This window comes from Flavobacterium jumunjinense (genome assembly GCF_021650975.2).
Taxonomy (GTDB): Bacteria; Bacteroidota; Bacteroidia; order Flavobacteriales; family Flavobacteriaceae; genus Flavobacterium; species Flavobacterium jumunjinense.
Map to the genome: position 1 here is coordinate 4,562,345 of NZ_CP091285.1, position 23,564 is coordinate 4,585,908.

27 protein-coding genes and 1 riboswitch are annotated in these 23,564 nt (G+C 32.2%); of the genes, 10 read left to right on the forward strand and 17 right to left on the reverse strand.

Features of this window, described 5'->3' with window-relative positions:
* Positions 1-13: 13 nt before the first annotated feature.
* The 13 genes from L2Z92_RS20715 to L2Z92_RS20775 all read right to left on the reverse strand — a co-directional run bounded on the left by L2Z92_RS20715 (position 14) and on the right by L2Z92_RS20775 (position 9,520).
* Positions 14-1,504: a hypothetical protein gene (locus L2Z92_RS20715; RefSeq protein ID WP_236456675.1), complete on the reverse strand. Its 1,491-nt coding sequence runs from the start codon at positions 1,502-1,504 to the stop codon at positions 14-16.
* A gap of 125 nt (positions 1,505-1,629) precedes the next feature.
* Complete coding sequence (locus L2Z92_RS20720; RefSeq protein ID WP_236456676.1) at positions 1,630-2,280, reverse strand: hypothetical protein; 651 nt, start codon at positions 2,278-2,280, stop codon at positions 1,630-1,632.
* The gene (locus L2Z92_RS20725; RefSeq protein WP_236456677.1) at positions 2,277-2,615 is read right to left on the reverse strand and encodes a hypothetical protein; all 339 of its coding nucleotides are present in this window, start codon (positions 2,613-2,615) and stop codon (positions 2,277-2,279) included. The genes L2Z92_RS20720 and L2Z92_RS20725 overlap by 4 nt, the downstream gene beginning before the upstream one ends.
* A gap of 466 nt (positions 2,616-3,081) precedes the next feature.
* The gene (locus L2Z92_RS20730) at positions 3,082-3,489 is read right to left on the reverse strand and encodes a hypothetical protein (RefSeq protein WP_236456678.1); all 408 of its coding nucleotides are present in this window, start codon (positions 3,487-3,489) and stop codon (positions 3,082-3,084) included.
* Positions 3,490-3,557: 68 nt separating this feature from the next.
* Positions 3,558-4,145, reverse strand: a complete 588-nt coding sequence (locus L2Z92_RS20735) for a 2OG-Fe(II) oxygenase (protein WP_236456679.1) — start codon at positions 4,143-4,145, stop codon at positions 3,558-3,560.
* 783 nt (positions 4,146-4,928) lie between these two features.
* On the reverse strand, positions 4,929-5,663 hold the full coding sequence (locus L2Z92_RS20740) for a hypothetical protein (protein WP_236456680.1): 735 nt from the start codon (positions 5,661-5,663) through the stop codon (positions 4,929-4,931).
* A 157-nt stretch (positions 5,664-5,820) separates the two neighbouring features.
* The gene (locus tag L2Z92_RS20745) at positions 5,821-6,651 is read right to left on the reverse strand and encodes a DUF4262 domain-containing protein (protein ID WP_236456682.1); all 831 of its coding nucleotides are present in this window, start codon (positions 6,649-6,651) and stop codon (positions 5,821-5,823) included.
* A 250-nt stretch (positions 6,652-6,901) separates the two neighbouring features.
* Positions 6,902-7,345 carry a hypothetical protein gene (locus tag L2Z92_RS20750; protein WP_236456684.1) on the reverse strand — a complete coding sequence of 148 codons (444 nt, stop codon included), beginning with the start codon at positions 7,343-7,345 and terminating at the stop codon, positions 6,902-6,904.
* A gap of 111 nt (positions 7,346-7,456) precedes the next feature.
* Positions 7,457-7,873 carry a hypothetical protein gene (locus L2Z92_RS20755; RefSeq protein ID WP_236456686.1) on the reverse strand — a complete coding sequence of 139 codons (417 nt, stop codon included), beginning with the start codon at positions 7,871-7,873 and terminating at the stop codon, positions 7,457-7,459.
* An 11-nt stretch (positions 7,874-7,884) separates the two neighbouring features.
* Complete coding sequence (locus L2Z92_RS20760) at positions 7,885-8,199, reverse strand: hypothetical protein (protein ID WP_236456688.1); 315 nt, start codon at positions 8,197-8,199, stop codon at positions 7,885-7,887.
* A 101-nt stretch (positions 8,200-8,300) separates the two neighbouring features.
* A complete protein-coding gene (locus L2Z92_RS20765; RefSeq protein WP_236456689.1) occupies positions 8,301-8,861 on the reverse strand; it encodes a hypothetical protein in 561 nt (186 codons plus the stop codon).
* 135 nt (positions 8,862-8,996) lie between these two features.
* Positions 8,997-9,203, reverse strand: a complete 207-nt coding sequence (locus L2Z92_RS20770; RefSeq protein ID WP_236456691.1) for a hypothetical protein — start codon at positions 9,201-9,203, stop codon at positions 8,997-8,999.
* Positions 9,204-9,304: 101 nt separating this feature from the next.
* Positions 9,305-9,520: a helix-turn-helix domain-containing protein gene (locus tag L2Z92_RS20775; RefSeq protein WP_236456693.1), complete on the reverse strand. Its 216-nt coding sequence runs from the start codon at positions 9,518-9,520 to the stop codon at positions 9,305-9,307.
* A gap of 139 nt (positions 9,521-9,659) precedes the next feature.
* Here L2Z92_RS20775 and L2Z92_RS20780 point away from each other — a divergent pair, with 139 nt between their 5' ends.
* A complete protein-coding gene (locus tag L2Z92_RS20780; RefSeq protein WP_236456695.1) occupies positions 9,660-9,863 on the forward strand; it encodes a hypothetical protein in 204 nt (67 codons plus the stop codon).
* A gap of 356 nt (positions 9,864-10,219) precedes the next feature.
* On the opposite strand, the gene L2Z92_RS20785 is transcribed toward L2Z92_RS20780, so the two are convergent.
* The 3 genes from L2Z92_RS20785 to L2Z92_RS20795 form a co-directional block, all read right to left on the reverse strand.
* On the reverse strand, positions 10,220-11,056 hold the full coding sequence (locus L2Z92_RS20785) for an abortive infection family protein (protein WP_236456697.1): 837 nt from the start codon (positions 11,054-11,056) through the stop codon (positions 10,220-10,222).
* A 73-nt stretch (positions 11,057-11,129) separates the two neighbouring features.
* Positions 11,130-11,285 carry a hypothetical protein gene (locus L2Z92_RS20790; protein ID WP_236456699.1) on the reverse strand — a complete coding sequence of 52 codons (156 nt, stop codon included), beginning with the start codon at positions 11,283-11,285 and terminating at the stop codon, positions 11,130-11,132.
* A gap of 769 nt (positions 11,286-12,054) precedes the next feature.
* Positions 12,055-15,534, reverse strand: a complete 3,480-nt coding sequence (locus L2Z92_RS20795) for a T9SS type B sorting domain-containing protein (protein ID WP_236456701.1) — start codon at positions 15,532-15,534, stop codon at positions 12,055-12,057.
* Between the two features lie 283 nt (positions 15,535-15,817).
* Positions 15,818-15,885, forward strand: a riboswitch (Fluoride riboswitch).
* A gap of 32 nt (positions 15,886-15,917) precedes the next feature.
* Between L2Z92_RS20795 and L2Z92_RS20800 the strand changes: the two genes are divergently transcribed.
* The 9 genes from L2Z92_RS20800 to L2Z92_RS20840 all read left to right on the forward strand — a co-directional run bounded on the left by L2Z92_RS20800 (position 15,918) and on the right by L2Z92_RS20840 (position 22,584).
* The gene (locus L2Z92_RS20800) at positions 15,918-17,237 is read left to right on the forward strand and encodes a voltage-gated chloride channel family protein (protein WP_236456703.1); all 1,320 of its coding nucleotides are present in this window, start codon (positions 15,918-15,920) and stop codon (positions 17,235-17,237) included.
* 12 nt (positions 17,238-17,249) lie between these two features.
* Positions 17,250-17,867, forward strand: a complete 618-nt coding sequence (locus L2Z92_RS20805; RefSeq protein WP_236456704.1) for a hypothetical protein — start codon at positions 17,250-17,252, stop codon at positions 17,865-17,867.
* Between the two features lie 110 nt (positions 17,868-17,977).
* On the forward strand, positions 17,978-18,466 hold the full coding sequence (locus L2Z92_RS20810) for a DUF2867 domain-containing protein (protein WP_236456705.1): 489 nt from the start codon (positions 17,978-17,980) through the stop codon (positions 18,464-18,466).
* Between the two features lie 8 nt (positions 18,467-18,474).
* Positions 18,475-18,954: a hypothetical protein gene (locus tag L2Z92_RS20815; RefSeq protein WP_236456706.1), complete on the forward strand. Its 480-nt coding sequence runs from the start codon at positions 18,475-18,477 to the stop codon at positions 18,952-18,954.
* 142 nt (positions 18,955-19,096) lie between these two features.
* The gene (locus tag L2Z92_RS20820; protein WP_236456707.1) at positions 19,097-19,858 is read left to right on the forward strand and encodes a cyclase family protein; all 762 of its coding nucleotides are present in this window, start codon (positions 19,097-19,099) and stop codon (positions 19,856-19,858) included.
* 38 nt (positions 19,859-19,896) lie between these two features.
* On the forward strand, positions 19,897-20,262 hold the full coding sequence (locus tag L2Z92_RS20825) for a biotin/lipoyl-containing protein (RefSeq protein WP_236456708.1): 366 nt from the start codon (positions 19,897-19,899) through the stop codon (positions 20,260-20,262).
* An 84-nt stretch (positions 20,263-20,346) separates the two neighbouring features.
* Positions 20,347-21,081 carry a M949_RS01915 family surface polysaccharide biosynthesis protein gene (locus L2Z92_RS20830; RefSeq protein WP_236456709.1) on the forward strand — a complete coding sequence of 245 codons (735 nt, stop codon included), beginning with the start codon at positions 20,347-20,349 and terminating at the stop codon, positions 21,079-21,081.
* A 270-nt stretch (positions 21,082-21,351) separates the two neighbouring features.
* Positions 21,352-21,786: a hypothetical protein gene (locus L2Z92_RS20835; protein ID WP_236456710.1), complete on the forward strand. Its 435-nt coding sequence runs from the start codon at positions 21,352-21,354 to the stop codon at positions 21,784-21,786.
* Between the two features lie 198 nt (positions 21,787-21,984).
* Positions 21,985-22,584, forward strand: a complete 600-nt coding sequence (locus tag L2Z92_RS20840; RefSeq protein ID WP_236456711.1) for a WG repeat-containing protein — start codon at positions 21,985-21,987, stop codon at positions 22,582-22,584.
* Positions 22,585-22,719: 135 nt separating this feature from the next.
* Here the strand turns inward: L2Z92_RS20840 and L2Z92_RS20845 are convergent, their stop codons facing one another.
* Complete coding sequence (locus L2Z92_RS20845; protein WP_236456713.1) at positions 22,720-23,532, reverse strand: enoyl-ACP reductase FabI; 813 nt, start codon at positions 23,530-23,532, stop codon at positions 22,720-22,722.
* Positions 23,533-23,564: the final 32 nt, after the last annotated feature.

Consider the following 23,564-nt stretch of genomic DNA (forward strand, 5'->3'; position numbering starts at 1 on the left):
ATTTTATACTTTTTTATTCTTCAACTATCTTGGTTGCGAGGTATTCTGGTAATTTATTTACTGCTGCTGTTAATTTCTCTTTATTGACTGTTTGTTTTTCTTCGTTTTCTAAATTGTGGTTATAGTTTAAAAACAAATAATACATTAAAATCCTATTGTAATCGTCAAGTTGATTATCAGCTATCATTTCTAGCATTTTTGCTTCTATTTCATTTGCTTTTTCAGTTTCAGATAAAGCTCTGCCTATCCTACCTATACTTCCATAATAATGATTTTCACTTGGGTTTTCAATTCGCAAACTTATTCCTAATAGCAAGTCTAAAACATTAATATCTAAGACTTCTAGCTCTTTTATATAGGTTTTCCTTTTTCCCCATGCATAACTTCCATCACTTACTCTGTCAAATCTATCGTTCATGATGTCTAAATGGGATCTAAGAAATATTTCCCAGTTTATGGTTTCAGCCGCTAATTTAGCAATATTTACAGCGTGTATTCTTGGACTATTATCTTGACTACAACCTCCTACTACAATTCGATTTCTTTTTAATTCGAGTGCTGTTTTTGGTGAATAATAAAGTGCTACATATTCTTCAAATTCATCATTTGAACCTCCTTTTTCTAGCACTTCTTTAACTGCTTCTTCCAGAAGTGTATCAATTTTTTTATCAATTGCTTTTAAACTATCTACTCTCTTAAGACGTAAAGAATCCCATAATTCACGCTTCTTCAAAAATTTTTCATACTTTTTTTCAGTATATTTTGATTTGAATTCGGGTTTCTTTGTTGCTTTATTAATGTAATCTATAAATTTTTTAGATTTCGCAGACTTTTTGTTTGAGAATCTAACACCTCCTTTTTTCGCTCTTTCATAAAAAATATGTGCAGTAGTATCGACCATACAATCTGAATATTGAATCATTCTCTCATAATGCTCTGGTATGGGTTGTTGTCTAAAATCTTCTGTAAAGTAAAAAGCATAGATAGACTCCTCTGAATATTCACTCTTTTCGTAATGATCAAAAACCCATTGTCCTTTTACTGATTGGTCATATTTTTCTAAATCTTCATAAAAATTAAATTCATGTCCATATTTATCATTGAACTCTAAACTACTTAGCTCTACAACATCTTCATCATTATAATTCTTATATTTAAACTTCACTACTACTAAGTCTTTTTCTAACTCGGTTTGGTTGTACTTTTTTATAAAATCATCAAATGCGATGTTTGCTTCTATATCGTTTTTAGCTTCATTTGCTAGTGAGCCTTTTAATGAGATATAATGAGCCTTTGCCTGTGGTTTTGACAAATAGGTTTTATTGAATTCGCAAACTTTAAATTTTAAGTTTAGCGAATCTACAATAAATTTTAATTGTTTTACAGTGGTGTCCGAATAGATTAATCCATTGTTCGATTTGCCAAATTCTGTGTTTTGGGAAAAAATGTTTGTCCCTAAAAATAAAACAAGTATTGTTGTAAGTAGCAATTTGAATTTCTTCATATTAAATATATTTTCCAATTATATCTTACCAAAGATAACTTTGGTTTTTATTTTTTAGTATCTTCAAGTATTATTTTTATTTCTGTTTCCTTTTTTACTTCTTCTATTAATCTTGCTCTTTTTAATCACCAATATTCTGTAATGGATTGTATTAAATCGGCTCCTCCTTTGTGCGGATGTGGCACGTAATTTTCTGGTGGTTTTGGCAGTTTTTGTTCGCAAGCTTTGGAACAAAGATTGGCAAGCATTGGAATAGCATCAGTACCTACGTATGCTGTTATCCACATTTGATTGGTGTTTTCATAACTCAGGTCTTTTTCACAAACGCTACATTTTAGTTGGTCTCCAAAATATCTAACGGGATTATGGTCTAGTTTGGGAAATTTCATTCTGTTCCTAAAATTACCATAAAGCGCTCTGACACTTATTCTACTGTCTTTTAGCTTTTTGCATTTCGTAATTTCATAGGGAAACCAATGCAAATTATAGGATGTATAAGGATCGAAATTTTCTAACGATTCCATTTGCCCGATCTCTGGTGGTATTCGTTTTAAATTACTACCATAAAGATCTAATTTCTTAACTTTTTTAAGTTTGGCAATAGATTCTGGCAGGGTATAGATTTGTGAATACAGTTCGTTTCCTAATGCTAATCTTGGCACAAATTCGTCTGCTCCATTCGCTGCAATTTCTTCAACATAATTGCATAGTTTTTGCCAAGCTTCAGTAGTTCTGTCTTGCACATCATTTGGTATTTTAGATATTCGATTGTTCATAGTGGCTTTTGCTTTGTGATGACTTGTTCGCTATTCAAAACCTCCTGACTTTTTGAAGTTGTAGATGTTAGGGAGTGATAGCTAATTATAAAAAAATTAATTATAAATAATGTGAAATAAAACCAAAATAGTTTTCTGTTTTTAATTGTTTTCTTCAATTGAATACTATGCTTTGGGTTGTCTGTTTTTTTTAACTGATTAATCATTTCATTTAATGAAATATAGGGCTTCTTTTTAACCTTAACTTTTAAAATATTTTCAAAAACATATGGTGAATCATCATTAAATAAATGATAAAGAATAAGTATAAAGAAAACAATAGCTAGAAAGTACATAATTTACTTATTTTTTTGATGACATATGCCTCAACGTTGGGAAACTTTACGGAGCTTTAGTACTTTAAATATATTCCTGAAAGGAGCATAAAAAACTGATACAAAGTAATTATTACCGTAAAATGAAAGGTGTAATCATTTCGTTCTAAATAATTTGTTATTTTCTGTTTTATCCTTTTATTTTTCTCGGTCATTTTTTCATTTGTACTTTTTTTATAATTTACAATGGTTTTAAAAAAAAGGCTAAAAATAGGTATTGCTATACTAAAACATAACAAATGTATTAATGCTTGTGTTATTCCATTCTCAACATTGCTTCTTAGTTTTGAAAGAAGTAGTAAAAAAAACAAGAAAATTATTTGTAATCTTATTGTTTTTAAACTCATTATTATTTTATAGAGAATGAGGTTTAGTAGTAAGAATGAAAAGATATAGATAATTACCATATAGTTATTTAAATTGTGTTCTAATCAAAGTTTTTTCTGTTTACTTTTTTTCTATTGTAGAAACCATTCCAGAAGTCTTTTTCGTTTTCAAAATTTATTTCTTCATTAATGGGTTGTAATTTAAGGTTTCTACTACTATCTAAAAAATACAATTCTATGGAATTATTTTCTTTTTGTTTTATTAAGGCTTTTGTAGAATGGCTCCATTCTCCAAATGTTTTAAAGTATAGGGTATCCTTTTTAATGGCTATTTTTCTCCATTCTGATAGTCCTACCCAATAATTATCGTATGCCATTCTCATTGAATCTTTTTTAAAATAAACTTCAAAATATCCTCCATTTTTAGAAACAAAGTAGTTTTTTTCAATAGTTGTATTATGACAACTGAATGCAAATAAAAGACAAAATATAAAGAGAAGGTATTTCATTGTTTCGTATTAATCTTATTTTGATTGCAATTGCTATGCCTACTAAGAAACGTAATTTATTTGTGCTCTTACCTAAAAGGTGGTCCAGAAACCCAACCCACAATAGATTGTCGTGTGCCTTTTGTAATGGGTGTAACGCGATGCATGATGAAGGAAGGAAAAATGACTATGGTTCCTTTTTTTCGGGGTGCATTTTCTATTTTATTGTTTATCATAAATTGTAAATCGCCTCCTTCATAACTATCTTCATCGGACAACTGAATGGTCATGCTTAATTTTCTAGCGGAAATTTCTCCTGCACCAAAATCTAAATGCCAATCAAAAAAATCGCCTTCTGAATATCTTGTTAGTTGTAGTTCTTGATGGAAGCCTAACAAATCAAACCAATATCTTTCGTTATTGCAGTTGATTGCTAAACCTGCTAATCGGTTATAAATCCAATCGTTTTCGGGTGTGTTGTCTATAAACATTACGGAACTCTTTCGTAATTCGTCATTATAGGTATCGTCTCCAGAGAGTGTTGCTTTTATGGTTTTGTCTTCTTCCCAAAAATGGAGTATTCTATCTATTTCATGTGGAAGAAATAGTCCTGTATAGTAGATGTATTCTGCAAAGTTATGCTTTAGTGGTAGACCAAATGAGTAATTTATTGCCATGCTATTTTGCTTTTTAGTACCGTTATATTCTTTGTGGCTGTTGGGTAAATTTAAAACAAAAGATTGCTAATTCAAAATAGTTTTTGGTTCTATTGCACGAAAAGACATACTGTTTTATGAATTGTTTTTGTTTGCTGGTGATGAAACTGTTTATAAGGTATAGGTTCTTGATACACTGTTTATAAAATTGCTATTCGCATTTTATAAACAACACTCGAACTGACGGTGTGCAAAACTAAGAGTTGATGGAGAGCATTTTAACCACCCCGTCCTTCGGACACCCCTCCAAAGGAGGGGAAATGAATACCATTCTGGGCTAACTGTTGTGTTGAAAATCAGTTTGTGTTATACTAGTGAGATCGGGTAACTCGAACTGACGGTGTGCAAAACTAAGAGCTGATGGAGAGCATTTTAACCACCCCCTTCGGACACCCCTCCAAAGGGGAAAATGAAAAAGTCCTATTATTAAAGTTAATAAATAGGACTGTTATTGAGTGGTAAATCGATATTAGAAAGAGGTTGTTTCCGCCTTCTTCTTTTTCTTCCGTGTATTGCTTTTTCTTCCGCGTATTGAAACAGAGTAACTCTCGGCTAAAAATGAGCTTCCGTGTGTTGCAATACAATTTCCCTGTGTTACAAATGAATTTCTCTGGGGTACAAATGAGTTTCCGCTGTTTACAATTGTTTTTCCGTGTTTTTCAAATGAATTACTCTGACTTACAAATGAGTTTCCGCTTTATTCAATTGTGTTTCCGTGTATTCTAAATGCCCTTCCGTAGTGCTTTAAGGTTTCTTTTTTGCTGTGGTAGTGCTTGCTGCTTTACTGTTTATTGTGGCTGCTACTTTGGCAAAGCTGAATAGTTCTTGTTTTGTTTTATCGGTTTTATAGAAGTTGTGTGCAATTTTCGCAATACTTATTACTTGTTCGTAGATTTCGTTGAAGGTTACTACTACTTCTTCTGTAATTACTTTGCGGCCTCCTTTTTTGCCTTCTTGGGTAATGTTGGCTTGTTTTAGGGTGTTTGCATAGCCTATAATTCGGTCTATTGTGGCTTGTGCTATTCCTTTTGCTACAATTTCGGTGTTTAGCGTTGGGGTTAGGTTGTTTTTGAATTGATATAACAATTGTATTAGTGCTTCTTGGTCGCTTTTTTGAACGTTTTTATGGAGTGCTACAAAGCCTAATGTGGTTAGGATTTCTTTTTTTTGAACGGGTTCTTTTTTGAAATCTTGTTCTATTTGAATTTTGAATTCGGCTAGGTCTATTTGTGCTTGTGCTTGAATGCTGAGTACTACTTGTGTGGCTTCGCGCATTTCTTTGGCAGCATCTTTTCCTAAATAGGTTTCGGTTATGTCTTCAATTTGTGTTTTTAGATCATTGAAGAACGGATCTGCCCAGGTGCTTCTTTTGGATAGTAATAGTGTTTTGTTTGCAATTGCGTTTTCTACAATTGTTGCTGCTGCTGTTAGCATTTCGACATCTTTTACTTTGTACTTTCTTGTGATTTCATTTTGCATATGTTTGTTATTTAATTGTTTGAAATCAAATGTAATACATTGGCAAATTATCAACAATAGGGTAAATGTTATTTTTTTTATAAAAAATAGGGGTGCATTTTTTTGGTGGTTTGAAGAATTACACGAAAGGATTCGTAAGGTAGCGTGGGGTTCTTTGTTATGTAAACAGACTTTTTATTTTATACCAAAACCCTGAATTAATTATAGTTTTTGTTTCCTGTACTTTTCCTTCATTTTCTGGTTCAGATTCCTGTTTTTCAATAATCCATTCAGCTCCAATTCTATCTCTATAAGCTTTTTGTCCGTAATTCAGATAATAAATATCATTAAGTGTTGCATCGAGTTTTATTATTTGTTCTAGACACACTAGCTTATAATTTTCTATTTTTGGTTCATACTCGGTATGGAATTGCCAGTCTCCATCTTCATTATGATAAACATACAAAATTGGTTTACCTTCTAAAGCATGATGAGTTGTATAAACTCCTAATTTCTTTTCTTCGTGATATTTGAAATCAATATTTCTATCAAGTAAAGGTTGCTCGAACTTCCAATTTTCATTGAACTCAGTTTCCCAAGGCCATTTATTTTCTTTATCTGGCCAAATCATTTGTAAAACTGGGAAATCAAAAGTTTTTTTATAATACCATCCAGCATAACCTAAATAGTCAGGATAATTTTCTCTTTTTACTTCTAAGAATTGAATTTCATAACCTTCTAGTAAACCTGAATATGTTTGATTAGGTTGATAGTTTTTTCCTTTTCTTATTTCGTCTCTTAACCCATTTAAAAGGTGCGCCATAACATCAGTTTTAAGTCCGAAAATTATAATTTCAGGATGTTGGAACTTTTCATAAAGTCCAATTGTATAAACAAATGCAGGCAGGTAACCATCACTTTCCAATAAAGCTAAATGACAATCATATTCTTTGATGTCATTTACTATTCTTTCTTTGGCTTCTTTATCGTGTACTTCGTGATTTTCCATATTACTAGTATCTTTTTATAGGTATACAAATATCCTTTTATTTTTTTATTCCTTCAAATCTAAACTATCCTTTTTAACTCTGCAATACGCAGTAAAGGGTGAATGATTTGTGGTGTGTTTTATTTTGTGCTTTACAAACACGTATAACATTTCTTTCTAACGATTTTGGATATTAGAGCGATCGGTTTTTTAGGAGGAAGTTTTACTTTTGTACCTCTAATTCGGGAGACTTTACGGAGCAGGGATTTAATTAGAACTCTTCAGAGAGCTGGTTTAGATTATCAGGTAATTCATTAGAATAAGTTAAATATATACATCTTTTCATTTTCTTTATAAATAGAAATCTATATCTCTGGTATTTATTAATTTCAATAGGAAAATATTTTTTATTTATTGTTATTAAAATATTTTCAGTGTTTTTTGCTTTAATCACTTTATAAAACTCATTTTTTCTTTTCAATTGAAATGTTTCATTATAAATTACATTTGTACCAGATAGACTACCTGTTTCTACACTAATGTTACTATTTATCAACGACTTATCTATAATAATAAATAAATTAAAAAAATTAGGTGTTCCTTCAATTTTCTTTTCAAAAGTCGAATTTACATCAGTCTCTATATATTCAACAATATAAGATGTCTTACATGATGTAATAAAAAACATAAATAAATAAATAAAATTTTTCATCATATTATAAAACAATTTAAATTCCTAATTAATTATTAACACCTCTACCGAGCGAATAAATGTGATTTTTTTATAAAAAATAAGGGTGATTTTTAGCAGAGCAAATCTTCTTTCTTACTCATTATTGAATAAATCTAATAGCGGGTCTGTATCGATATCATAGTCATTCCAAGTTGTTTTTTCTTTCAATAATTTATTAATCATATCTTCAAAATATCCTTTATAATTTACTTCAATTTCTTTACTTACTTTTTCACCGTTAAAATTTGAATTGATAACCATTTTATTTTCACCTAAGAAAGTAATTTGCAAATGTGGTTCTTTATCTAGTCCGTGATTTCTATTTCTAGACAATAATAAAAACCATAGTGATTGACCAGTTCTTAAGTCTTTATCAAGTCCTAAATTTCTCATTTCTTTAATCAATCTGAGCGCATCAAGGTTGAATGGACGTTTATCGTCATTATATCCTTGATAAAAGTTTTCAATTAAATTCCAACTCTCAATAAAATCCTTTTCAATTTGTTTCATCTATTTTAGGGTTATAAAGTTAGTATCATCATAGTCCACCATCTAACAAACAATGAAAGTATTCCAATAATACTCAAAATAATTGATAGTATTGAATACTGCCGATTTTCTGCTTTACGAATTGCTAAAATTCCAAATCCTAAAGCAATCGTTACAACTAAGCCGATATATAATTTTACATCTAAGTAAGCTAATTCTGTTAGTCCAAAAAGTGCTTTGTTTTTACCACTCGAATTGTTAAATAGGGTTGCTAATCTATAATTTAGAACTACTATTCCACAGATACTGACTACACTAATTAAAATAGAAATTTGATATTTTTTCATTATGAAATAGCTTTTTTGTTTGTAATGCTTTTGTTTGTGGTCACGGAAAACATTTCCGCACTAACGATTGGGTACATACTTGTTTTGTAAGTTGTTGTCTTTCAGAATTCCATTTCATCCCTTGTGCAAAACCAGTTTGGATGACAATCAGTAACTACACATCCTCCGTATTTCACTTTTCTTTCTTCTAAAATTGGCTTTCCATTTTTATCTGTTATTTCTCCGTCTTTATCACGAAACTTGACAGACGCTACAAATCCATAAGTAATAGAAATTACTTTATCGTCTTTTTTGCATATTGGACAAATTGTATTTTGAGTTTTTGAGTAAGGACAAACAGAAGAATATTTTAATTCTAATTTTTGGATTTCGCCTTCTTTCAAATTAACTCTATAATATGTGTTAGTTGGATAATTTCGAGGAAGAATAAAAACATTTAAAGTATCTGTTGACAAATTTTTAAATTTAAATTCCAAGTTTTTGTCAACTTTTATAGTATCATTTCTTGTTTTAGATTTTAATATTATCATTGTGTTTTTTAAAACTACTTGATAATTTTCTAAATCTTCAAGTATTAGTTTTCCGTGAATTTCTCCAGTTTGACAAAATCCAAAAAATGAATTTAAAATTGTAATAAGAAATAATATGATTATTTTTTTCATAACTTGATGTTAGCGTTCTGCGCCAAAATAGCTTGGATGGTTGGAAGCCTGTAACCGCTCAATTTTCGGCTTAACGAAAAAATGATGCGAAACGGTAACTAAAAAGAATCTTCACTCGTTTCAATCTTCTAATTTCTATTGGTTTTCTTTAGAAGAGTTCTGTTTTTTATAGTCTTTTCTCGAAATTAACGCCATGATTAAGCCGAAAAATGAAGCATTAAAAATAAATTTTCCTAATCTAAATTCATTTCCACTAAAGTAATCGTATCCAGCAATTGCTACAGCATATATTAACCCTGTTAATAAAAAAGTTTTTATCATTTTTTTTATTATTGGCTTCATGTTTTTTTATTTTTTTAATGTTTTCATTTTTTATGAGTAATTGTATGTAACGTCATATACTTAGTAAATAGTGTTTTTTAAGAAGCAATTTCAAAATGGATTTATTTTTCCAATTTCAATTCACTAAAAACCTCTTTAAACATTTCTCCTGGATCAATATCAATGGCTAGAGCAATTAGATACAATTCATCTGCTCTTAATTTTGTTGATTCATTTGAAGTTAATTGAGACAATCGCGCTTGACTGATTCCTGTTCTTCTAGAAACCATTGCTCTATTTACAGATTTCTTGGTAAGATATAGTCCTAAAGAAGTCATAATACTTTCGAATTTATACTCGTAAATATAGCTTAATTAAAGAAAAATATAGAATATCTAAAGTTTTGTTTTGGATTTAGATAGATTATCACTAGATTTGTTTAGAAAGTCTAAATAATTATTTATAAAATATAGTGATATGAGTAAAAGATATACGAAAGCAGATTTAGAGGAAATTATCTATAATCAATTAGAAAATCTAAACGCAATGCATGATTTATTGGGAATTATGAAACTTCAAAATGATTTAATACAAAATATTAATCAGAAACTTAGAGAGGAAATTGGTCAATTTAAAGGACAACAAGTAATGTATCCAACACGAAAAAAAACTAAATCGTAATTTCTATGTTGGATTTACTTTGTTTGTGGTTTAAAGGCGGGGATTTTGAGGAACAGATTATATTTTTCAAATTTAAATAAAATACAATTTGGTTTTTTTTGACGCTCTTTGTGGGTACAGAATGCCATTATGAGCTAACTGTTGCGTTGAGAATCCAGTTTGTGTTTTACCTGTGCGATCGGGAAATTTTTATAATCATTTCTAGTAGCTCGTCTAAATGACTCGTTCCGAAAAAGCCATCTGACTTCAAATAATATTATAAAAAATCATTGACTTAAAAATCTATAAATGATAATTCAACGCTTAGCAAAGTCTAAAATAGTTAGTCCTCAAAGCCAAGTGACTTTGAGGACTAACTATTTTAATCTTCGGTGTTCAAATGTTTCAAGTAAAAATGTAGCCAATGTTATACCTGCACCAACAGCTAATTTAGCATGCCTTTCATTTAATCCTTTTCTTGCATTTTCTTTACCGTGACCAGTCCCGTATAAATTTCTCAATTCTGTTAGTTTAATAACTACTTGACTTAAATTACTTAAAAGAATTTTTATTATGTCTGAACCTTTTTTTGCATCATCTACATCATCAGGAACGAGTTCTAAAGCTTTTTGCACACTTTTCAAAAGTTTTGGAATATCATCTTTCTTATCAAATGAGATTTTTGATTTATTTAAAATTGTTTTCAATGTAGATTCTACTAATTCTTTGGTTGAGCCAATTGCTAAACCAACATCTTCTGTAATAGATTTTTTTATTCTATCTATATGTTCTTGGAAATGCGATTTATCTAATAAATCAGTTGCATTTTGTAAATCTTCAAAATTGACTATTTGACCTACTGATGATAATTCTCCATTTGAAAATTCAAAACCATCACGAAGTAAAAATTTACTTAATTTATCAAACCAAATTTTATTTTGTTCAGTATTCCATGTGAATTTATTATCTTCCAAATCATTAAGTATATCTTGATAAACATTCAAAATTTTTCGACACATAATTGGATTTCTCCAGTCGATTCCTATATAATAATTTTCAACTAGTGTTCTACGTTGTCCCCCATAATTTGACTCATCAGAATGCTCTGTGAATTGTACATCATGATTGTCAAAGTAATTTTCAATTTCTCGTAAAGTTATTGTTACAAAATATTCTTTAAATTCAGAACGTGTTTTTTTACTTATAATTTCCATATTCATTGAGGTTTACCATGCTTATTGTTAGCTTTATATAAATGAAAGATTGCGTAGAATTATCCTTTGTAGCTTAATCTCGCTTTTTTAGCAATTCATAAATTTTATCTAATACAAACATATCGATAGATAAATTGGTTAACTCATTTGTATTTGAACGAATATCTTCTAATTTAGAAGACATATCTTCTAATAATTCAATCATTTTTTCGGCTTGTTCTTCTGTCATTTTTTTGTTTTTTAATAATTACACTAACTTATTTATACATGTTACAAAATCACACAAAGCCATCTGTTTTTAGGTAGATCGGCATGATAAATCCTGTTTGTTTTATTTATTCCTTACAAACCTAAACTTTTCTTTTTAGTCTTGCAATACGTATAAATACGTAGTCAAGGTAAAGTAGTTCGCCAAAACACTTTTTTATGGTGTATTGGGTTGGTTTTGTTTTGGTAAAAATAGGGTGCTTTTTTTAATCTATTTTACGGTTTTCCTTATTGTGGTGTTTTTTTTGGTTCTCGAGTTCTCGATACTTTTTAACTTCGTTGCTCTGCGTTAAAAAACTCGAACTGACGGTGTGCAAAACTAAGAATTAATGAAGCCGAATTTTAACCACCCTGTCCTGCGGACACCCCTCCAAAGGATGGGAATTGACGGAGTGCTAGGGTTCTCGATACGTTTTTTATGAAATTGCTGTTCTACAACACCTATTCTTTTATAAGTAAGCCACTAATGAGGTGCTTTCAGCAAGACAATTTTGAGGATAATCATTTTACGTTAACATCCTACACCTGTCAGGTTTTAGAAACCTGACAGGTGTAGGATGTTAGTATTAATACATGAATTTCTTTTTAACACAATCAATAAACACACAAAAAAATCCCAAGCATTACACTTGGGATTATTGCTGTTCTCCATAACTTAACAAATTCGGAAAACATCATAAAAATGTTTTATAATATAACTAACTCACAAAAACATTTTATTATTTCATATGCTATCTTTTTAAAGAAAAGTGTGCTTTAAACACCCTTCTACTTTCTCCAAATAAATAATCTACTGTGAACCAATAATCGGTAGAAGGCAATTGTTCGCCATTAAACGTTCCGTCCCAACCTGCTCCAACGGTAGATAGTTGTTTCAATAACTTTCCATACCTATCAAAAATAAAAATACGTGCATCTGGCTGATCGGATAACGCAACAATATTCCAATTATCATTAATTCCATCACCATTAGGGGTAAAAAACTTAGGATAATCTAAAACAATAACTTCAGTCGTAATTGATGCGGAACAACCATTCAAATCGGTAACCGTAATAGTATGTGTTCCAATAGCTACATTTTCAAAAACAGGACTCAATTGAGGAATATTGTCGTCTAACTGATATTCATAATTACCAGAAGAAGTAGCATAAACCGTTATTGTTCTTTCGCCCGAAAAAGGTTCCCCCACTACACAAGTAACATTCGTTAAAGTAGGCTGATTAATTGTCATTGCTAAAGTTGTTGCAACAGCACATTGTCCAGCATCGGGTGTAAAAGTATAGGTTGCCGATGTGGTATTGTTGACAACAGCAGGATTCCATGAACCAGTAATACCTTCTATCGAAGTAGCTACTAAAACAGGAGCCGTTTCTCCTGAACAGATGGGTTGCAGCCCTGTAAAACTAGGAACAATAGGCGTGTTTACCACAATCGTCATAACAACAACCTCAGCACATTGTCCGGCATCGGGTGTAAAAGTATAGGTCGTTGTTGTGGTATTATCCAAAGCAGGAGACCATGTTCCTGTGATGCTTTCTAACGATGTTGTTGGTAAAGGACTCAAGGTTTCCCCTGAACATATAGGTGCTACTTGTGTAAACGTTGGTGTTACTAAAGGGTTTACTGTTATTGTTACTGTTGTCAATGTTGATGAAGTACATTGTCCGGCATCGGGTGTAAAAGTATAAGTCGTTGTTGTAGTATTATCTAAAGCAGGAGACCATGTTCCTGTGATGCTTTCTAATGATGTGATTGGCAACGGAGCAAAAGCATCTCCCGAACAAATTGCAGCAACTGCTGAAAATGTCGGTGTTACTATTGGGTTTACAACAATCGTCATCATTACACTATCTGCACATTGTCCGGCATCGGGTGTAAAAGTATAAGTTGTAGTTGCTGTATTGTCTAATGCTGGTGACCATGTTCCTGTGATTCCTTCAATTGAAGTAGTCGATAAAGGAGCCAAAGCATCTCCCGAACAAATTGGTGCTACTTGCGTAAATGTTGGTGTTACGATTGGATTTACAACAATTGTCATCATTACACTATCTGCACATTGTCCGGCATCGGGTGTAAAAGTATAGGTTGTTGTTGTGGTATTATCCAAAGCAGGAGACCAACTTCCTGTGATGCTTTCTAACGATGTTGTTGGTAAAGAACTCAAGGTTTCCCCTGAACATATGGGTGCAACTTCTGTAAACGTTGGTGTTACTAAAGGGTTTACTGTTATTGTTACTGTTGCCAATGTTGATGAAGTACATTGTCCGGCATCGGGTGTAAAAGTATAAGTTGTTGTTGTAGTATTGTCTAATGCTGGTGACCATGTTCCTGTAATACTTTCTAATGATGTAATTGGCAATGGGCTCAAGGTTTCTCCTGTACATATTGGTGCTACAGGATCGAAAGTAGGCATTACACTTCCTGGATTTACAGTACTTGTTAAAGTTGTTATTGTAGCACATTGTCCCGCATCGGGTGTAAAGGTATAAATTGTTGTGGTGGTATTGTCCAAAGCTGGAGACCATGTTCCTGTGATGCTTTCCAATGACGTGGTTGGCAAAGGAGCCAAGGCATCTCCTGCACATATTGGCGCAACAGGATCAAAAGTAGGTGTTGTACTTGGGTTAACAACAATTGTCATATCAACCGGTTCTGCACATTGAATACCTGTGGGAACAAAACTAATATCATCAATCCCAAAATCATTTCCATAAGCAGCTGTATTCTTATCATAAATACAAATCTCAGCCGAAGTACTTGTTCCAGAATTCCAAGGAAAAGAGCTTCTTGTCCAATTACAGGTAGCATATCCTAAATTAGTGTTTCCTATGGCAACTCCATTAATGGTTACTTCTAAATTAGCAGGACTTCCCGAAGAAACAGATTGGGCAAAATAGCTGAAAATATAATTTTCTCCTGCTTGAATAGGAATTGTTTGACACCATACACTATCGTTTCCTCCATTGGAAACAGAAGCATCTGCTACTAAAAAATTACCACCACCCGTATTGTCATTACAAGACGAAAGTGAATTGAACCAAACACTAGAGTTGGTTGTTACTCCATAGACTCCCACAACAGTTCCATCTGAACTTAATGTATGAGTATAGCTACTTGAAAATCCAGAATTACCTTGCGAAAAATCTCCATTTAGAGCTAAATTCGGATTCGGATTCGGGTCGGGTGTAAAAGTATACGTCGTAGTTGTTGTGTTGTCTATAGCAGGAGACCAAGTTCCAACTACACCGTTATTTGAAATAGTAGGCAAAGGAGCAATTACTTCTCCTTCACAAATATCGGGTACAGGTGTAAAAATTGGAGTAGTTATTGGTTTTACAGTTACCAACACTGGTTGAATATCATTACAGTTTGGTGCTACACCAGAGGAACTTCTAATATAATAGGTGCCACTCACATCTATAGCAGACGGTGAAGGGGTAACTAAAGGAATTGTTCCCGCAGGATCGGTCCAATAGGTTAATGTACCACCACCTATACTTCCTACTGTTATAGCAGGATCGGTAATATCTACTGTATTCGGACTACAAACTGCATCTGGATTTGTGATTGATAAAACGGTTGGTGCACACAATTGTAAAACAACTTCTAAATCATCTAGCGCAAAATCATTTCCTCCAGGACTTGTATTAACGTCTACTAAATTAATTGTTACACAAGCAGCCGAAGGCACAAAAGTGTACATTACTTGTTGCCAACCAACAGTAGGCAAATCGGCAGTAGGATTACCATAGATAATTGTTCCTGTAGCGTTTCCAAAATTAACCACAATATTGGGTTGTGTAGTTGCATCTGTAGTTGTAGAAGAAATCGTTCTAATCCAATAACTAAAAGTATAAGAAGCTCCAATTGTTAAACCACAAAGTCCCGAGGCATTGTCTCCAGCACTCCAAAAAGAAGCATTCGAATTGGTATGACCATCAACAACCATCATGGTGTTTCCTGCACCAGCAGTATGGTCGTTTAGGGGTGAAATAAAATATTGATTTAAAGGAGATGGATTATTGCTTATCGCATAACTTCCTGGATAAGTATCTCCTGTAGTAGATGTGTATAGATTGTAATTTGGAACAGTAAAACCGCTACCGGCTCCTCCGCTTTCAAAATCTCCGTTAGTTAAAAGGTTTTGGGAAAATAAGTGCACAGAAAAGAGCACAAAGCATGTAAAGAATGCTTGATTCAATTTTTTCATGATCGTTTTGATAGTTTGTTTGTTTTTAATTCCTTCTAGTAATAACAATAGTAACCATCAAAATTCCCACATAATGATGTTTGTCTTTTCTATTTTAGAATAACACATAAAAGGTTACCAAAAAACAAAACTAGACTTGTATTTATTCTTTCCACTAAAAGTTGATAACGGCAAAAATAGAAAGATATTATGAAATAGCCTCCCTTTTTACTATTATGTTTCTGTAAAATAAAGTCCTAAAAAAAAATAGTTGCGAAAGAAAAATAAAACTGTAATTTTGTTTCCACAAATAGGAAATGGTGTGCTTCCTAAACCAACCGCCCTGAAAAAGCTGATGACACCTGATTAAATATTTATTTTTCACAATTTTAATCAGGAGAACTATGTCTCATAATAATGCACCAGAAACCGCTAGCCAAAAAGTACAAAAGCAGCTCCAATTATTTTTTAAACGATTTCCATCACTACCTTATATTGCAAAATGGTTGCTCATTAGTAGCATCATCAGTATTTGTATTGGTTCTGCATCTGCCGGATTTCTAATCTCCTTAAATTGGGTGACCAACTATAGAGAAAACCATCTTTGGATTATTGCACTACTTCCCATTTGTGGACTATTCATTGGTTATTTATACCATTATTTAGGAAAAGATGTTGAAGCAGGTAATAATTTACTTATTGACACGATTCATGATCCTAAAAAAATAAAAATCCCGTTCAAAATGGCTCCCTTAGTCTATATTGGAACCATTGCCACGCACTTATTTGGAGGATCCGCAGGTCGAGAAGGAACAGCATTACAAATGGCAAGTGCTATAGCCGATCAATTTACCAAACCCTTTAAACTAAATAGCGAAGAACGAAAAATAGTCCTCATTGCAGCTATTGCGGCTGGTTTTGGTTCTGTCTTTGGAACACCATTAGCGGGTGCTATTTTCGGATTGGAAGTATTCCTTATCGGAAAACTCCGTTACAATGCTATTTTTCCTGCTTTTACATCAGCCATCATAGCCGATTTAGTTACCGATTTTTGGCAAGCTGAACACACACTTTATCATATTGATAGTATTCCTACACTTTCTACCTCAACACTGCTATATAGTATTCTAGCTGGAATAGCCTTCGGACTTTGTGCGGCTTCTTTTAGCAAAATAATGCATGCCACCACTCGTTTTTTCAAAGCCAAAATTAGTTATGCTCCTTTGCGACCTTTCATAGGTGGTTGCATTGTTGCATTAGCAGTATTACTTATGGGAACATCAAGATATATTGGTTTGGGTGTACCCGTAATTGTAGAAGCCTTTGATCACACATTACCCGTGTATGATTTTGCCTTAAAAATGGCATTCACACTACTCACACTTTCCGCTGGTTTTAAAGGAGGCGAAGTGACTCCCTTATTCTTCATAGGAGCCACATTAGGTAGTGCGCTATCGTTATTTATACCGTTACCCACTGCCCTATTAGCAGGAATGGGATTTGTAGCCGTTTTTGCAGGGGCTACCAATACACCATTAGCTTGTATCTTCATGGCACTCGAACTTTTTGGTTCAGAATGTGGTATTTATGTCGCTATTGCTTGTGTTGTTGCCTATTTACTTTCGGGACACACTAGTATCTATACCGCACAAATTATTGGCAATGCCAAACATTCCGATTTTAATGAGGAAGAAGGTAAAACAATCAAAGAAGTGAAAAAGTAATACTGTGTTATAATGAAAAAGAACCTCTTTTTATTTGCTTTCGTAATCTTGCTATTTTCATGTAAAAAAACAGAAATAAGACCTATTGAAACAACAAAAAAACTAAAAGAAAAAGGTCTTCCAAAAAGAGAAAGTAGCCAATCGTTTGATTATTCAAAGTTTACTATTTCTAAAGGAAAAATGGGAACATTAAAAATTGGCATGACTTGCCATGAGGCTGACAAATTACTTTCAGATTTAACAAAAAAAGAAACAGATCCTTTCAATTTTGGGTTCGATGGCGGAGGAAAAGCATACATCTATTATTTTGAAGAAGAACCAATTCTATCATTAATCCCAGAATTTGAAACCGATACAATTATTGCAATAATAGCCCTTACAAAAGAAATAACAACAAAAAATGGCTTACACCCAAATGCCTCAGTTTCTGAAATACTTCAAAAAATTCCAAAACTAAAAGTCAACTATAATCCAATGATGGATTGGGAATATATGACCGATGAAAACAATAATTGGGATTTTATTTTTGCTACAGATCCAAACCACCAAATTGGAAATTATACTGCTATTGAAGAACCTACAAAACCGATTCGTTTAGAAATAAAATGCGATTGGATAACCATACATTAACCATCAAGGTACAAAACACAGCACCTCATAATTTAACCTAATAGCATTTCTTTTATTCGCTATTACAAGAAGTTAAACGCAAATTAATTCGTATTTTTAACCTAAAAAAAATGAAGGTTAAAACAGAAATTGCTCCAGAAACAGCTCTTATAAAAGAAGCACTTCCTAAAGTAGACTTTACGGATACCTTTTCAACAACCAATCATCAAGATACTTTAGAAAGTATAACAAACCTCATCTTTGGTAAAGAACCGAAATGGGTGACGCTACTTTTCAAAATTAGAAATTCCATTGTGAAACTGTTTGGTTTAAAAACTGAAATGCCCAAAAATGTAAACACCCACTTTAAAGTAGGTAGCTATATTGGTTTCTTTCAAATTTTCAACATCATAGAAAATGAAGTACTACTAGGAGCAGACGATAGCCATTTAAAATTTAGAGTCAGTATTTTCAATTCTCAAGAAAAAGACTTCAATATAAAAGTAACCACACTTGTGCAATACAACAATACGTTTGGCAAAATATACATGACTATTATAAAGCCCTTTCATGGTTTAGTAGTCAAATCGATGATTAAGAACGCGTATAAAAGTAATTGATTAGTAGTATGAAAGTAGAAAACATCCATCAACGAATCATTAATGCGCCCATCAATACCATTAGCGAATGCTTAAAAACATTAGCAACTGAAAATGATACAATTTGGCCGAAAGAAAAATGGCCTAGTATTCGATTTAAAGAAGGACTTAAAGTTGGTTCAAAAGGAGGACATGGACCTATTCGGTATACGATTGAAGTTTACGAACCGAATCAAATTATCCAATTTCGTTTTTCTAACCCTAAAGATTTCAAAGGCATTCATAAATTCGAAATTACTGCAACAAATACATCACAAACAATAATTAAACACACCATCAATATGAATGTAAAAGGTAAAGGAGTATTGCTTTGGTATTTTACAATTCTACACCTTCATAATGCACTCATAGAGGATGCTTTCGATAAAATAGAAAATCAATTCGATACTGTTAAACAGCCCGCTAGATGGAATATTTGGGTAAGAGTACTACGAAAATTACTTTCCTAGAAAAGTTTTCCCGATGTTCGTATTTTATTACAGTAAATTCAAATTACAACTGGTATTATTATAAATACTTTTCTAAATTGCAAAAGCTTTTCAATGAATACAAACAACTTTATATAATACAAACAAATAGCAAAACAATAAAATGAAAATAATCGACCTCTCAAAACCCATCCAATACAACAAGAACGATCCTTGGTTCATGAAAGTAAAAATAAAACACAAACCTCATCGAAAAGCAAAATGGCTCATTCGTGTTTTAGGACTTCCTTTCAAACTATTTCCTAAAGGGTTTGAAGGTTGGGCTGACGACACTATACAAAAAATGGGAGTACATTCCACCACACATATCGATGCACCTTGGCACTACTCACCTACTACCAACGGAGAAAAATCGAAAACTATAGATGAAATCCCACTCGATTGGTGCTATGGAGAAGGTATTGTAATCGATATGAAGCACAAAGCCGATTTCGACCCTATCACTATTGCCGATATAGAAGCATTCCTATCTGAAAACCAACTTACTATTACTCCAAACATGATTGTTCTTATCAAAACAGGAAGAGATCAGTTTAATGGTACTAAAAACTTTCATGAAATTGGTACCGGAATGAGTGCTACAGCTACCGAATGGCTCATTGATAAAGGCATAAAAGTAATGGGTATCGATTCTTGGGGTTGGGATTTACCACTTCAGCATCTGATGAAAAAAGCTAAAGAAACAAACAATAGTGAATTATTCTGGGAAGCACATCTTGTTGGAAGCAAAAAAGAATATTGCCACATGGAACAATTAGTAAACTTAGATGCGTTACCCTATACAGGGTTCAAAATCGCAGTTTTCCCATTAAAAATTGTAGGAGCATCTGCTGCACCAGCGCGAGTAGTAGCCATGATGGAATAAAAAAACACAAATCACGTTAAGTAGACAAATAGCTATAAATGATAAAGAAAATAATAAACCGACTATTCTTTCCAGAAAAAGAAAGAAATCCGAATTCTAGAACAGAAAGAGCGGTACAGAAAGAACCATCAAACTCAAATCAAACCAATACAGTTGCGTTTAAAAAAGGCGAAATTCATACCTTCACCATACCAAATCTAGGAAATCAAGAACCATTTATCGTAACACAATTTTATTACAAACCAGGTGACGTTGTTAAAGCTGGTGCTATTTTATGCGAAATTGAAAATGAAGAAATTACCATTGAAATGGAGAGTTATTTTTACGGTAAAATAATAGCTACTTGTGCATTAGAAGAAGAACTTACAACAGGAACAGAGATTTTAAAAATTGAAGTACTATAGAAGCACTTTAACAAAAGTGAAGAACATTGCGGTTATACCCAAATTACACATTAGAATCTATTATTTAACATAATGAAACTATAAATGAACAAAAATAACTTTCTATACATCATCTTCCTTTATTCAATAGTAACCTTCGGACAAACTGAAATACACAAAGAAAAGTTTCGCACATTAGAGCCCGATATTTGGTTAGGCATTTGGGATAAAGAAAACTCCAATCATTCCATAGTAGTTGACACATTAAGTTATGATGATATACCCAAAGTAATCGATTTTAGAGGAACAGTTGTAGAAGCCTTAAAATGGAAAGACAAACAAGGAGAAAACATACTTATTCAAACCGTAACAGGACATTTTAATTGGAAAGACTATGAAGAAAATTCAACCAATTATATGATTCAAGATAAGTCAGAATTGTATGCCTATCTATTTCAAAAAGGAGAGAATGAAAACGAATACCAAAGAAAATGGAAAATTTATGATTTCACCGAATGTTTTGGAGTCGATTGGTTTACTGGTTTCATACCCAAAGCAACCACAATAACCGATTTGAATAAAGATGGAATTGCTGAAATAACAATTCCCTATGTGTTAATTTGTAGAGGTGGAATGGATCCTGGTACAATGAAAATAATTATGTATGAGGCAAGCACAAAATATGCATTAAGAGGAGAAACCAAACTCATGTGTGATAGTAAAAATCCCTACGGAGGAGAATATACAGAAAGTGATAATTTAAAAGACAACACCATTTTTAAAAATTTCTTACTAAGACATTGGAATCGTAATACATGCGAAGCCGGGAAGTATTATTAAACCCTAATTAAGCATTTTTTTCAAAACAATATGACAGCAAAAATCCCTTTAGGGATGAAATAATAAATCAATTACTAAATATTGAACATAATTAAAAAACACAGCTACCTCTCACTTATCCTATTAGCGCTACTATGCGGAATAATTTGGCGAATAGAAATAGAGCATCATGGTTGGAAAGGCCTTATTTGGCTTAGCTATTTTCATATTGCAATACCAATTGGCTTCGGGTTATTTTTACTTTGGGCAAATTTATGCATTGAACTAAAAATGTATAAAAGAATACAACTCAATATAACAGCTATTCTATTTGGAATATTTATCTATTTCTGGCTTAAAATTTCACTATACTATCTTTTTAACTCAGGTTCTTCTGCACTTATATTGGAAATGCAAACACCAAGATGGATCTTTTTCGTTTTTAGATATTCTATTTTTATCTTAACTCCACTACTCCCCATAGGTACTTACACTATTTTAAACATTTTTAAAATAAAAAGACCTATTAAACAATTATTTTATGCCATTTTGAGCATCCTTATTGCTATACCAATCTCTGTCATACTATTAAAAATATCCAATCATAAAGGAGCACACAATTATATTCATTCTATTAAAAGCGGTTATATAATTCCATTAATAGTCATATCAATTGGGTTAATGCTAATAAAGAAGAAGAGCACTAAATCGATGAAGTCCTTATAGAATTAGCTTAACATTTTCACACACAACAAAAACCTCCTTAACCAATATAAAATATAGCATCCATAATCCCGTTAAGGATACAATATAGTCAACAAACAAAAACTACTACCCATTTAGTAACATTGGAAAAATCGAAAGGAAAGTTTAGATTTGTGAAACACAAGTGCTCTAAACATCCTCAATAAAAAGATAAGAAAGATGAAAGCAAAACTATTAATTGTATTAATTATAAATATTTTATTAATTCAATCTTGTAAACAAAACAGCAAGAATAAAACAACCAATCATCGCTATTTTGATAAATCATTATCAGATACAATAGCAACAGAAAAATTGACAGCCATTACAGACGAAGAATACCTTCAATATGGTGCTAGAGTAGCATTTATTAATGATAAAGCAGATACAATAATCCCTTTTGGAAAATATGCTTACTTTGGAACGGACACATTAGAATTCTATGCTAATGTTATTGAATATCCAAATGATAGTACCTATGGACGACTAATTGCTATTGATAAAAATCAGAACATTTTGTTTGATATAGTAATGTTTGACAATGGACCAGAGTATTTTAATGAAGAATTAACGAGGGTTCTTAGAAATGGTAAAATGGGATTTGCTAATAAATTTGGACAAGTAGTTATTCCTTGTAAATATAATTTTGCACAATGGTTCGAAAATGGCAAAGCAAAAGTAACCTATAATGCAACATTATCTTCAGATTCAGAAGACCATCAACATGTTGAAAGTAAAGAATGGTTTCTAATCGATAAAAAGGGAAATAAGGTAAAATAGCAATAAAAGTCACTTCGCTTTGGCTTTTATTATTTTATTATCTTGTTGAAAAATTAGTACCAATAGTATCAAACACTAACAAAAAAAAATGAGCCCGATATTATATCGAGCTCATTTATATAAAAATAGTCTTTACTATTCGTTTTCGAACATATCCATTACTGCCTGACTCACACCAATATTAGAGAAACCTCCATCATGGTACAAATTCTGCAACGTAACGCATCTTGTTAAATCAGAAAACATAGAAACTGTATAATTAGCACAATCTAATGCAGTAGCATTACCTAAAGGCGACATTTTATCTGCATAAGCAATAAAACTATCAAAACCTTTCACTCCTTGTCCTGCTGTTGTAGGCGTTGGAGATTGAGAAATCGTGTTCACACGCACTTTCTTATCCTTTCCAAAGAAATACCCAAAACTTCGAGCAATCGACTCTAAATACGCCTTATTATCGGCCATGTCATTATAATCTGGAAAAACACGTTGCGCAGCCATATAGGTTAACGCTACAATACTTCCCCACTCTGCCATAGCTTCTTTTTTATACAAAACTTGCATTACTTTATGGAATGAAACCGCAGAAACATCCCAACCTTTTTGCGTAAAATCATAATTTTGGTTAGTATAATGATTTCCTTTTCTCACATTCACAGACATTCCGATAGAATGCAATACAAAATCAATCTTACCACCTAAAATTTCAACTGCTTTCTCTACTAAATTCTCAAGATCTTCAACAGAAGTAGCATCTGCAGGTATAATTTGCGAACCTGTTTTTTCAGCCAAATCTTTTATCGTTCCCATACGCATCGCAATTGGTGCGTTAGTCAAAACAAAAGTCCCACCTTCTTCATGCACACGTTCTGCTGTTTTCCAAGCAATAGAGTTTTCATCTAATGCTCCAAAAATAATTCCTCTTTTACCTTTTAATAAATTATACATACAATTTATATTTCATCTATATTTTAAAAATT